Consider the following 13,179-nt stretch of genomic DNA (forward strand, 5'->3'; position numbering starts at 1 on the left):
ACCGTCCGAACGGCCCCTTACAAGGCGGCCTTCTTTCCATACATTCGGTCGAATTCAAATTTTCTATTTAAAAAGCCCGAACGCATCGGGCGCGCCTATTATATACCAATTATAACAATATGTAAGTATTAAGATTTTCGCCTCGTCCATGCCCGGCATTTTGTCAGCGGAAGTCTTTAACAAGTTTCCAAGGCATTCAGCGTTTCCGGCGAATACAATTCTTTCGCCAATAACTGAATGGCCGATTCGACCGCCTCCTCCAACACTGGATGATAGTAAGGCATTCTCACCAACTGCAACACGTCCATTTCCTGTTCAACCGCCCAAGCCAGTAAGTGCGCAAGGTGTTCAGCTTCCGGCATCATCAGCTCTCCGCCGACCAAGCGTTTCAAAGCTTTATCGGCATATAAGGAAATCATTCCCCGATCTTCGCCCATCACAATGGCTCGGCCATTGTTGCGCTCCAGGTTGAACTCAACCACCACCGATTCCGCTAGGTCCAGGTCGTCATAACCGCAACCAAACGACGCAATTTGAGGGTCTGTAAACGCCACCCCTAAAGCGGTTTTACGCTTATAGGACTGAATAGACGGATACTGCATGGCGTTCAATACCGCAATTTTACCTTCGTGTCCGGCTTCATGCAGAATCGGACGGAAGCCATTGACGTCTCCGGCGATAAACACCGGCAAGTCGGCCACTTGCATGGTTTGCAGATTAAACGGCGGCATCCCCCGCTCATCCAGTTCGACGCCTAAATGCTCAATACCGATTTGGTCGATATTCGGACGGCGTCCAAGCGAGGCCAGTACAGCGTCCACTTCAAAGGTGCCGGAGGAAACCGTGATTTTCGCACCCGATGCCGTCGCTTCGATTTCCGCCGCTTCTCCCAGATAAATCGGAAATTCTTTGGAAATCAATTTAACGGCTTCTTTCGAAACACTCGGCGAGCGAAGTCCGGCAATGGTGCTGGTCATTTCAAACCCAATCACGTCCACTCCAATGCGCGACAGCGCCTGGCCCAATTCCAGGCCAATCACGCCCAAACCGATGACGGCAATGCGCTTCGGCAAAGTCTCAAGTTCAAAAATTTCATCGCTGGTCAGCAAACGATCACCCAACGCCGTCTTCCAAGGAGTCGGCACCACCGGCCGAGAACCGGTCGCGATGATAATACGTTCGCCTTGAATGCGTTCGCCATTAACTTCCACAACATTCGGCGCCACAAACTTGGCGTAGCCTTTAATCAGCTGTTCTTCGGTCAAAGTATCCGTCGATCCGGACTGTACACCTTTGGTGAAACGGTCCCGAAACGCCCGAACCCGTTTCATCACCGCCGGCTGATCAATGGTCAACCCATCGGCCCCATCGATACCGAAATCGTAGAAATGCTTGCGGGCATGAAAGTGCTCCGCGCAATGAATCAGAGCCTTCGAAGGCATACAGCCCACCCGCGCGCAGGTAGTTCCGAAATGCCCGCCGTTAATCATGACAAAATCGTCCGTTTCACGACGAATCTGACCTAACGCCGTCAAACCGGACGAGCCGGCACCCAAAATAATGTACTTAACCTGTCTCATTCTTTTTCCATCTCTCAACGTATTTTCAGTTGCATTTAATCGTGCCACAGACGACGAAGTACCATCATTGGGTGCCGCTTCTGCTGCTCGTAATTTAACGCACAGTTTGGGTTCATTCTACCGCTAGATTATGACAACTTAAAGAAATGAAGCCGAAAACCGTGTTTTTTCTTAATTATGACTTGATTAATACGCCCGCCAAAATACAATCAAACCTTCTGATCCATTTGAGATAACGAGTTTGCTACAGAAATCGAAACGCGCGTTACTGTTTTCCGCCCTAGGAGTGACATTCGGCTTGGCACCGATTTCATCACTCGGGGATCAAAATGTACCCTTACCCAAAATATCGATTTCGGAACGCATCCTCAAGCCGTTTCACGGGGATTTGCCCGAATTGCGAGAACGGCGACTGATTCGAGTCCTCGTCAGCTACACCCGCACCAACTTTTTCCTCACTCCACGCGGTTTTCGAGGTGTGGAATACGACCTGCTCATGGCTTATGAAGCTTATTTGAACCGGGGCCCCAGGCGTCAGCGCTATCAAACCCACTTGACCTTTATTCCGACCACTTTCAACAAGATACTGCCCAGTTTGCAGGCCGGGTATGGCGACATTGCGGCTTCCGGCCTCACGATTACCCCCGAGCGAAAGGCCTTGGTTGATTTCACCTTACCGTATATCGAAGACGTCAAAGAAATTCTGGTCTCCAATAAGATGGCGCCTCCCATCAACAGCTTGCTGGATTTCTCAGGTAAACGCGTCATCGTAGTCCGCAACAGCAGTTACATCATTCACCTCGAGCGCATTAATCAGACCCTCGGCTTTTTAGGCTTACCGACCATGGAAATCATCAAGGCTGATCCGCTGGTCGAAGCCGAAGACATACTGGAAATGCTCAATGAAGACATTTACCAATACACTGTGGTCGACAGTCATATCGCGGACATCTGGCAAAAGATTCTCGACAACATCGAATTGCATCCGAACATCGTCATCCACCACAACAGCGATATCGCCTGGGCGGTTCAAAAAAACCATCCGAAATTATTGGCCTCACTCAATGCCTTCATTCAAGCCTACGCCAAGCCTGGGCGTTTTTTAGGCAACGCCGTTTACCGCAAATATTTCGAAGACACCTATTGGATTGAACGGCCATTGACTCATGATCTGCTGAAACGAGTGGATTGCTTGAAGTATTACTTTCAACTCTATGCCGAATTTTACGGCTTCGATTGGAAGTTAATCGCCGCCCTGGCATACCAAGAATCACGCTTCCAGCCGAAGAAGAAAAGCCATGCCGGCGCCATCGGCATTATGCAAATCAAGCCATCCACAGCACGGGACCGCAACGTTAACCTGCCAAACATTTCCGACCTGGAAACCAACATCCACGCCGGTGTGAAGTATCTGGCATTTTTACGAGACCGCTATTTTTCAAGCAATGACTATACACCGGAAGAAAAGGAAAACTTTGCCCTGGCCGCTTATAACGCGGGGCCGCGCAAGGTCTTACAGTTACAGCAGAAAACCCGCGAACTTGGGCTCAACCCTTATAAATGGTTTTACAATGTGGAAACCACTGCCCGGCAAGTCATCGGCCACGAGACCGTTAACTACGTCACCAGCATTCAAAAAATGCGTATATTCCTCGACGCATCGAAACGGCTGGATCAAAACAAACGCTTACTGCTGGATAATGATGATGAAGGCATTCAAGACGCCAGCCAAGTCGAACTTTTCAGGCCCTCGGATAACGACTGATTTGAATGCCGGCTCGACTAGCCGGTGGACTTCGGGCGATAGACCTTCACATTCTGAAAGCCCGCATCGCGTAAATACTGGGCATGCAACTGACTCATCACCCCTTTCTGACAATACAGCAGGTAGCGCTTGGAAGCATCCAGTTTTTTAAAGGCTCGGTTGAGTTCATGGAAAGGGATTGTCAACACGCCCTCCATCGACAACGGATGCGCCTTAGCCATTTCCGATTTGCGAATATCAATGACGACATCGTCCGGCCCAACGTCATCGATGATTTCCACCGCTTGAGCCTGGTTGACATTTTCAATAATCGAATCCACCGGAATCGCTTCCGCCGAAGCCACCGCTTGATCCAACACTCTGTAATCGAATTTTTTCGCTTCCACCGCCATACGTTTGAAAGACCCGTGCGTAATCGGGTTTTGCGAAATCACACCGCAATATTCCGGCATATTTTCGGCAAATTCACGTGTACCGATTTGGTCGGCAATTGCCATAATATCCGGCTTACTCATCACTGCCAAAGGGCGCAGCACCAACTTTTCAGACACCTGGTCAATCAAGGCCAGGTTCCGTAAGGTTTGGCTCGACACCTGCGCGACCGATTCCCCAGTCACCAGCGCATCAATGCCCATATCATCCGCCACCTTTTCCGCGGCCATAATCATCAAACGCTTCAGTGTCACGCCCATATACGGCTCCGGTGTACTGCGGAAAATTTCCGCCACCACATTTTCAAACGGAATGGTGACGAACATCACCCGATGCGAAGCACTGAATTTTTCCCACAGATACAAGGCCACTTGCTTGACGCCGATTTCATGCGCCGCGCCGCCCAGATTGAAAAAGATGAAATGGGTTTTCAAGCCACGACGGATGGTCAAATAGCTCGCCACAGTGGAGTCGAACCCTCCGGACATCAGGGACAAAACGTCCCCTTGGGAACCAAGTGGAAATCCACCCAGGCCTGGCCGACGGTGTTTCACAATATTCAATTGATCCTGGTGATACTCCAGTTCGATTTTCACATCCGGATGATGCAGATCCACTTTGGCCGGGTTACCGTGGCGACACAAGCAGGCACCGATGGTTCGTTCCATATCAAATGAGGAAAAAGAATGGTTTCCGGTACGTTTTACTCGCACCACAAACGATTTACCGTCGATTTTCGGCAAGGCAAAATCCGCCACCAACTGCGCCACCTCATCTAGGCTGGTGGTGTAAAACTGCTCAACTTCCAGAAACTGCTCAATACCCGGCGTGTTCAATAACACCTGGCGCACAAAATCCGCTTCATCCGGTTGACAGAAAACTTCAATTTTATCCCAGTAACGCTTGGTCTCGACTTCGGCAATGCCTCGGCCCAGCAAATTCCGGAGGTTGAAATGCAGCTGATTGACCATTTTTTTCTTAACCGCATGGCCTTTGACCATGATCTCCGGAAACAGCTTAATAATAAATTTCATAAACGACGTTCAAAATCCTTAACCTAAAACCGGGGGCACCCCCCTTTTACATCACACCAAACTGTTACTCATCAGCGCCATGCGAATTTCATCGATGACTTCATCTTTAATCAGCAATTCTTCCTGGGCGTTATGCAGCATGTCCTTCACTTCCGTCCCCAAAAAACTCCCGAAGCTGACCTCGCTGACAATCGCATTCGCCACTTGAATCAGGGCTACCAGGGTTCGAACATAGTCGTCTTTAATCACACTCAAGTCGCGCTGGTGGTGTAATAACATCACCTGCGCAAACACCGAATCCAGGTGCCACTTTTTCGCCACCAGCAAACCGTAAACCCCATGATGGGCCTGGTAAATCTTGCGCTCTCGAACCAAGCCGGTGTAACAATTGGTGAGCGTATTGTAAAAAGTAGACTGGTAGTTGCCAAATTTCATTTCCATGATAATCGCGCCGGCATTGTGGAACACACCGGCCAGATAGATTTCATCCGGTGAAATATCACTGACCCATCGCCCCAGCTCGGTGGCCACATTGGCCACATCAATGCTGTGATCCATCAAATCATCGAAAATAATATCCGAAACCTGCGTTTTGAAGCCCAGACTGAATACCAGATTTTTGAGTCGATACAAGCCCAAGGAGTCAATCGCACCGCGAATGGTGCTGACCGGATCGGAATCTTTGGGAAGAAATTGCGCCTGATTGGCGACTTTGATCAATTCGCCGGACAAAACGGTATTGCGCCCGATGATTTCCGCCACGTCACCGAAATCCGGAAAATCGGTTTTTTGCAGTAAGGACTGCAACTCCAGCAGTTCGGCCGGAATGGTGGGAATTTCAAACCCTTCAAGTTGCCGGTGCGCTTCCAGCATTTGTTGCTTTAAATCCATTTGATACCGTCTGTTTTGAATGTCATTGAGCGAATCCATCCGAACGAATCCTCAACCACACATCACTCTGTGCAAATAACCGGATGGACTGTGCGATATTATAAAACACCCAGGCCTGGTCGTGTCAGCTTTATCACCCTGGCTTTATCAGCAAATCCATCACCTTAAGCGCGGCGGGCTTTGCGTTTCCCAGCTTGATATTTACTCCCTTGCCTGTTATGCTTACGCCAGTTTTTTTATCGACTATAAAGAGAGAATCTCAATGAAAAGATTGGATCAAGTATTAGCACGTGACGGTGTTCCAGCGGAATTGGAATTGGTCATCGATCACATCATGATCGCTTGTAAGGACATCGCATACAAACTGGCGCAAGGTGAATTAGCCGGTATTCTGGGCGCCACCGAAGACGAAAACGTTCAAGGTGAAACCCAAAAGAAACTGGACGTCATCTCCAACGACCTGTTGAAAGACATTCTGATCGACAACCCATATGTAAAAGCCATCGGTTCCGAAGAAGAAGACTACACGGTTGCCAGCACCACGCCAGGCAAATACTTGGTCACATTCGATCCATTAGACGGGTCTTCAAACATCGACGTCAACCTGTCTGTCGGTACCATCTTCTCCGTGCTTGAAGCGCCGGAAGACGACCGCGCTGCGGACGACCAGTCCATCTTCTTGCAGAATGGACGCAAGCAAGTCGCGGCCGGTTACGTTCTTTACGGACCATCCGCCATTTTGGTACTGACCACTGGTAAAGGCGTCAACTTCTTCACGCTAGACCAAACGGTCGGTGAATTCGTTCTGACCAAAGAAGGTATTCAAATTCCAGCCGACACGTCTGAATTCGCCATCAACATGTCGAACCAACGTTTCTGGGAACCGGAAATGAAGCAATACATCGACGACTGCTTGCTGGGCGAAGAAGGTCCTCTGGCGAAACGTTACAACATGCGTTGGGTTGCGTCCATGGTAGCGGAAGTTCACCGTATCTTGGTTCGTGGCGGTATCTTCATGTACCCTTACGACAACCGCGATCCATCCAAAGCCGGTAAACTGCGTTTGATGTACGAAGGCAACCCTATGTCGATGATCGTCGAGCAAGCCGGTGGCGCTTCCTCAACGGGCCGCATGGACATCATGGACGTTCAGCCGGAAGGCATCCACGACCGTGTTCCAGTGGTCTTGGGCTCCAAGAACGAAGTGGCCAAAGTGGTTGCATACCACACTAAATAAGCTTACAGTTTCTGTAATGTTTGATGAACACCCGCTTCCGGCGGGTGTTTTAGTCTCTAACCACTATTTTTACCAGAGAGTTTTGAGCAAAATGGCTACACAGACAAAACTCTCACCGCATTAAGAAGGGAAATATCATGGGTTATTCAGCTGTTCCAGCCGGAAAAGACGCTCCTAACGACATTAACGTTATCATCGAGATTCCGGCGTTTGCGCCACCAATCAAATACGAAGTCGATAAAGAAACCGATTTGGTTTGGGTGGACCGTTTGCAAGGTGCCACCATGCAATATCCAGCCAACTACGGCTATATCAACGACACCTTGTCGAATGATGGCGATCCGGTTGATGTTTTGGTGGTAACGCCACATCCATTGATGATCGGTTCCGTTATTCGCTGTCGTCCGATCGGCATCTTCCACATGACCGACGATGGCGGTGAAGATGCAAAAGTCATCGCCGTACCGGTCGATAAACTGACGCCAATCTACAAGGACGTGGAAAAAGTCGAAGACATTCCTCTTTTGAAAGAGCAAGTCGAACTGTTCTTCAGCCACTATAAAGACATCGAACCAGGTAAATGGGTCAAAGTCGACGGCTGGGGCGACGTTGAAGCGGCGCGCAAAGAGATTTTAGACGGCATCGAACAGTACGAAGCCACCAAAATGGGCTCTCAACCAGCCTAAGCTTCAAGCGAAAAATGACCAGGCCTGGTCATTTCAATCATAAAAAAGCCCCGTCTTTTTAAGCGGGGCTTTTTTGTATCCAAACAAAATGAATGTAACCGTGAACTACTTCGGCTCCATCAATGCTTGCCAGGCCGCACTGACCACCTCTCTCTCCTCGATAAACTCCTCTGTCGACACCAGCGCCTTTTCATTCTGTAATGCCAAACGATGATAACGGTTGCGATAAACCCGATAAGCATCAATAAGCTGATCGGCACGTTCGGCATCCAGCAACCCAACCGATTTAATCGTTTCCAACAAACGAATGTTATCCGACCAATCGGTTAAAGATTCATATTGATGCGCAAATCCGAGCACCAAGTATTGCACCATGAATTCAATATCGACAATCCCGCCGGCACCCTGCTTCAAATCAAAACGTTCCGCCGACGTTTTATCCAAAGAGGCGCGCATCTTGTGACGCATCGACACCACTTCTCCCTTCAAATCATCCACCGACCGAGGTTGCGTAATAAACGCTTTTTTGAAGTCATAGAAATGGGTCTGCGCTTGTTCGGAACCGACGATGGCACGGGTACGCACCAAGGCTTGGTGCTCCCAAATCCAGGCTTTGTTCTTTTCATAGGCTTCGAATGCGGCCAAATCGGTCACAATCATCCCACTGGCACCGTTCGGTCTCAAACGGGTATCCACTTCATACAACACTCCGGTCGGCATAAAAGTCGTCAGCAGCGAAATCACTTTCTGCGTTAACCGCATGAAATAAAGGTTGTTTTCCAGTGCTTTAGGCCCATCACTCATTGCCGAGGGATTCAGTTCGTCGTACAGGAAAACGATATCCAAGTCGGAACCGTAACCCAGCTCGATCCCGCCCAATTTACCGTAACCGATAATCAGAAATGGCATACCGGCTTGCGGATCGTAACCGCCGGGCAAGCCACTACGTTTTTGCATAAACTGCCAGGCATATTCCGTGGTCGCCTCCAGTACCGCCTCGGCAATCCACGTCAGGTAATCACTTACCTTCATGATAGGCAAATGCCCGGTGATATCGGCAGCGGCCACCCGGAACACCTGAGCGTGCTTCCACTGCCGAATCTGGTTCATAAAGGCTTCATCGTCGTCGAAAGTTTCCGCCAGAATCGCCGACGCTTCCTGCTTCAACCCAATCAAATCAAGCGGCTCATACAGGATGCTTTCATCCAGCAACTGGTCCAACAAGGCTGGATATTTGACCAGCACTTCGGCCATCCAAGCACTCAAAGCGCACAGTTGCAGTAAATGTTTAATCGCTTGCAGGTTTTCTTTCAGCAGCACCAGATACACACTGCGATTCATGACACTGGCCAAAACACTCAAGGAGCGCTCCAGTGCCAGCGTCTGGTTATCGACCTGACTCAACTCCGTCAACACCAGCGGTAACACTGCCTTGAAACGCTCGACGGCCTCGGCACTGGCATGGGTATAGGCCCGCGAAGCCATGAATTTATTGATTTTATCCGCCACTTCGTCCGGCTGTTCCAACGCCAGAGACTGCAACCCGGCCGAAACAATCTCATCGGACAGGCAGACTTCTTTCAGCGTTTTATCGGTTACCGCATCCTGTGCCTCATCCGCAAACACCTGGTCAAATTCAGACTGCACAAACGCCAAATGCACATCCAAGGCGGCTTTGAAAGCCGTGTAGTCGTCAAAGCCCATCGATTCGGCCAACGCTTGTTGTTGACGTGCTTCCGTCGGCAAGTCATGGGTCTGCTGATCGCTCCACTCCTGCAAGCGATTTTCCGCCCGACGCAAAAAGATATAGGCCTCCAGCAACCGCTGTTGCGTCGTTTCGTCGATATAATGCCGCTCCATCAGCACACTGAGCATCGGCATCAACCGACGGCCTTGCAAGGGTTTTTCCCGCCCGCCATGCACCAGCTGAAAAGCCTGGACAATAAACTCGATTTCCCGAATGCCGCCCGGCCCCAATTTGATGTTACGGTGCATGTCCTTTTTCTGAACCTCGACGTTAATCATGGTTTTCAAGTCACGCAAGGCCTCAATCGCCGAAAAATCGACGTATTTGCGGTACACGAATGGCCTCAAAATCTCGAACAGTTCCTGCCCCTTCTCATGATCTCCGGCGATGATGCGCGCTTTGACCAGTGCGTAACGTTCCCAGGCACGACCATGCACTTGGTAATAGGTTTCCATTTCCGCGAAACTGACCGCCAAAGGCCCGCTCTGCCCGAATGGGCGCAAGCGCATATCGACACGGTACACAGTGCCGTCAGGGCTGAATTCCGTTAAGGATTTATTGAGCGCCTGCCCCAAACGAATAAAAAATTGGTCGTTGGGAATGCCGCGGTCGGCGCCTTCGGTCTGGCCTTTCTCCGGATACACGAAAATCAAGTCGATGTCCGACGAGAAGTTCAATTCCTGACCGCCGAGTTTTCCCATTCCCAGCACAATCAGTTTTTGCGGCTCGCCGCTTTCCTGGCCTATAGGTGTGCCGTAACGCTGAGTTAAAACGTGATAGTGCCAATCCAACGCGCCTGAAACCAATGCGTCCGCCAAATCGGACAAATCCTGCAGGGTTTCTTCCACCTCGGCCAGGCCTTTCAAATCACGAATGGCGATGCGCACCATTTCCGCCCGACGGTGGTATCTGAGACGCTGATTCAGCTTCGCCAAACTGTCGGACGCCACCAGGTCTGCACGAATGCGCTGAATCAATTCACCTGGCGCATAAGCCGTTTGCCAATGAGTTTCCGCCAATAACTCGGGAAAGCGACTGGTTTCCCGCTCCACAAACAAACTCCAGGATTGCACTTGTTCCAGACTGATTTCGTGACTCATGTTTTTCTCTTTTTCTTCCTTAATACCACATTCCATTCCGACCAGGCCTGGCCGAAATCACGATTCGGCCTCATCTGCGAAGCCTTGTGGACGTGTTTTAAAATCGCTCAAATAATAGACATATAGCTGGGTTTCACGCCGGTCCGACAACGACCAAACCTCACTGGGTTCGACATCCGGCACGGCAAAACTGTTGGATACGAATACGGCATCCTCGCGCATTTCCTCACGGATCTTTTCCCACAGCTTCGGCATCGGCTCCGGGGATAAAAACGCATAGACCACATCGTAATAATCCAGCTGGGTCTTCCAAAGATCCATGGCAAAAACATCTCCGCCTCGCAGCAACGAATAGAGCTTGGCGATCAGGTACGGAATCGGCGCAGTTTCCACGCCATCGGAACGTTCGACATTGACTTGCTGCGCCATAAACACCACATTTCCGCCAAGGCCACAACCCAAATCCAAAAAGCGCACCGATTTGCGACGTTTGATTAACCGTTTCAGTGCATTCCGCGTGGTGGCATTGGTCAAATACAGTGGCACCCGTTCTTTGATGGCATTAAAAAACACCAACCACAACACCAGGAATATCCCCAGTGCCCAGACGGGATTAATCGCGTAATGCACGCCGAGATACAAGCCGACGGGTAAGCTGAATTGAATGATGCGCCACCAGCAAGGCAAGCCCATCCGGCAGCTTAAAAAGGCGGCCAGCACGCCTTGCGCAATCACTAAAGCCCATAAAGGGTAAGGCGGCGAAACCACCCAGGGCAACCACCAGACAATCCCGGCTAACACGGCCAACGCCACCATTTGTGCCAATAAGGCCACGATAATCTTCGGAAATCTTGCCAGTGTTTTTCCGATTGCACCAACTTGTTTCAACAGAGCACCACAAAAAAATTTTTATTTTTCAAAAAAAACGCAAAAAATGACGTAACTTCATGTTTTAAAAAAATAATTCAAAAGTGGCATAACCGAAGCTATAGACCGTTTGAACATTTTTTAATAACAAAATACAGAGGTTAGTATGAAACTTGTAGTCGCAATTATCAAACCTTTTAAGCTTGATGATGTTCGTGAATCCTTGCACGAAATCGATGTGCATGGCATGACCGTCACGGAAGCGAAAGGTTTCGGCCGTCAAAAAGGCCACACAGAGATTTATCGTGGCGCTGAATACGCGATCGAATTCCTACCAAAAGTGCGCATTGAAATTGCGGTACCGGAGGAGAAAGTGGAGAGCGTAATCGAAGCCATCGGAAATGCTGCGAGAACAGGCAAAATCGGTGACGGCAAGATTTTTGTCAGCCCGATTGAACAAGCTGTCCGTATCAGAACCGAAGAAAAAGGTGAAGTGGCCCTTTAAGCAACAACGGCCACCCTTTACAAGTCTTGATATTTAACGGTAAGGAACTCATGTTATGGAACAAGTATTAGAACTCGGCTATGCATTGGATACGTTTTATTTTCTAATGTCTGGCGCTTTGGTCATGTGGATGGCCGCTGGTTTTGCCATGCTGGAGGCAGGCCTGGTCAGAACCAAAAACACAACGGAAATCTTAGCTAAGAACGTCGGGCTATTTGCCATCGCCTGTATTATGTATATGTTTGTTGGTTACAACATCATGTACGGCGATGCCATCAGCTCGATCGTTCCTGGTCTAAGCTTCTTCATCGGTGGTGATAACGCAACTGCAGCGGTTGTTGCAGGTGGCGATGATGCACCTTATTACTCAAACATGTCTGACTTCTTCTTCCAAGTCGTATTCGTTGCAACGGCCATGTCGGTTGTCTCCGGTGCGGTGGCGGAACGTATGAAGCTGATGTCTTTCTTCGTTTTCGCCATCATCTTCACAGGCGTGATCTATCCGGTTGAAGGTTACTGGAAATGGGGCGGCGGTTTCCTAGACGGTCTTGGTTTCCTAGACTTCGCTGGTTCCGGTATCGTTCACATGGCGGGTGCCGCTGCGGCGCTTGCAGGTGTTCTTCTACTGGGTGCCCGTAAAGGTAAATACGGACCAAACGGCGAATCCCGTGCGATTCCAGGTGCGAACTTACCGCTAGCAACCTTGGGTACCTTCATCCTATGGTTGGGTTGGTTCGGATTTAACGGTGGTTCAGAGCTTAAAATCTCGAACGTTGAAGAAGCCAACGCCGTTGCGATGATTTTTGTGAACACGCTATTGGCGGCCGCTGGTGGTGTTGTAGGTGCCCTATTGATGTCTAAGATCAAGTTCGGTAAAGCGGATTTGACCATGATGTTGAACGGCGCTTTGGCTGGCTTGGTCGCAATTACCGCTGAACCTCTAACGCCAACCGCTTTGTCCGCAACGCTGATTGGTGTCGTAGCCGGCATCATCGTGGTCTTCTCCATCATCATCCTGGACACGAAGTTCAAGATCGACGATCCAGTCGGGGCTATCTCTGTGCACGGCGTGGTGGGTATCTTTGGTTTGATTGCGGTTACTTTCACCAACCCGGATGCAAGCTTGGTCGCTCAGTTGATCGGTATTGCGGCCATCTTCGCTTGGGTCTTCATCGCGAGCTTGATCGTGTGGGGTATCATCAAAGCGGTTATGGGCATTCGAATCTCTGAAGAAGATGAATTCGAAGGTGCAGACCAATCTGAATGTGGAATGGAAGCTTACCCAGAGTTTACAAAGTAAGCCTCACACCCTCGAAAACAAAAAACCGCCGAAAG

At 49.8% G+C, this 13,179-nt stretch carries 10 protein-coding genes; 5 read left to right on the top strand and 5 right to left on the bottom strand.

What is annotated here, in order from left to right; genetic code table 11:
- Positions 1–176: 176 nt before the first annotated feature.
- Complete coding sequence (locus tag EPV75_RS07995) at positions 177–1,580, bottom strand: dihydrolipoyl dehydrogenase (protein WP_128385034.1); 1,404 nt, start codon at positions 1,578–1,580, stop codon at positions 177–179.
- Positions 1,581–1,821: 241 nt separating this feature from the next.
- Here EPV75_RS07995 and EPV75_RS08000 point away from each other — a divergent pair, with 241 nt between their 5' ends.
- Entirely contained in the window at positions 1,822–3,345 is a 1,524-nt protein-coding gene (locus EPV75_RS08000) for an MltF family protein (protein WP_127119554.1), read from the top strand.
- A gap of 17 nt (positions 3,346–3,362) precedes the next feature.
- On the opposite strand, the gene thiI is transcribed toward EPV75_RS08000, so the two are convergent.
- Positions 3,363–4,811, bottom strand: coding sequence for a tRNA uracil 4-sulfurtransferase ThiI (thiI, locus tag EPV75_RS08005; protein ID WP_128385035.1), 1,449 nt, complete (start codon positions 4,809–4,811; stop codon positions 3,363–3,365).
- A 51-nt stretch (positions 4,812–4,862) separates the two neighbouring features.
- Complete coding sequence (locus EPV75_RS08010; RefSeq protein WP_128385036.1) at positions 4,863–5,741, bottom strand: HDOD domain-containing protein; 879 nt, start codon at positions 5,739–5,741, stop codon at positions 4,863–4,865.
- A 223-nt stretch (positions 5,742–5,964) separates the two neighbouring features.
- On the opposite strand from EPV75_RS08010, the gene EPV75_RS08015 reads away from it, so the two are divergent.
- Positions 5,965–6,939 (top strand): class 1 fructose-bisphosphatase, encoded by a 975-nt coding sequence (locus EPV75_RS08015; RefSeq protein WP_128385037.1) that lies wholly within the window; start codon positions 5,965–5,967, stop codon positions 6,937–6,939.
- Positions 6,940–7,076: 137 nt separating this feature from the next.
- Positions 7,077–7,625 carry an inorganic diphosphatase gene (ppa, locus tag EPV75_RS08020; protein WP_029938382.1) on the top strand — a complete coding sequence of 183 codons (549 nt, stop codon included), beginning with the start codon at positions 7,077–7,079 and terminating at the stop codon, positions 7,623–7,625.
- 105 nt (positions 7,626–7,730) lie between these two features.
- Here ppa and glnE read toward each other — a convergent pair whose 3' ends face one another.
- Together glnE and EPV75_RS08030 are read right to left on the bottom strand one after the other, a co-directional pair.
- Positions 7,731–10,472 (bottom strand): bifunctional [glutamate--ammonia ligase]-adenylyl-L-tyrosine phosphorylase/[glutamate--ammonia-ligase] adenylyltransferase, encoded by a 2,742-nt coding sequence (glnE, locus tag EPV75_RS08025; RefSeq protein ID WP_128385038.1) that lies wholly within the window; start codon positions 10,470–10,472, stop codon positions 7,731–7,733.
- Between the two features lie 57 nt (positions 10,473–10,529).
- Positions 10,530–11,360 carry a methyltransferase domain-containing protein gene (locus tag EPV75_RS08030; RefSeq protein ID WP_225972289.1) on the bottom strand — a complete coding sequence of 277 codons (831 nt, stop codon included), beginning with the start codon at positions 11,358–11,360 and terminating at the stop codon, positions 10,530–10,532.
- 145 nt (positions 11,361–11,505) lie between these two features.
- Between EPV75_RS08030 and EPV75_RS08035 the strand changes: the two genes are divergently transcribed.
- Together EPV75_RS08035 and EPV75_RS08040 are read left to right on the top strand one after the other, a co-directional pair.
- Positions 11,506–11,844 carry a P-II family nitrogen regulator gene (locus tag EPV75_RS08035; protein WP_011370920.1) on the top strand — a complete coding sequence of 113 codons (339 nt, stop codon included), beginning with the start codon at positions 11,506–11,508 and terminating at the stop codon, positions 11,842–11,844.
- A 55-nt stretch (positions 11,845–11,899) separates the two neighbouring features.
- Complete coding sequence (locus EPV75_RS08040; RefSeq protein ID WP_127119551.1) at positions 11,900–13,144, top strand: ammonium transporter; 1,245 nt, start codon at positions 11,900–11,902, stop codon at positions 13,142–13,144.
- Positions 13,145–13,179 lie beyond the last annotated feature (35 nt).

The organism is Hydrogenovibrio thermophilus (assembly GCF_004028275.1).
Lineage (GTDB): Bacteria > Pseudomonadota > Gammaproteobacteria > Thiomicrospirales > Thiomicrospiraceae > Hydrogenovibrio > Hydrogenovibrio thermophilus.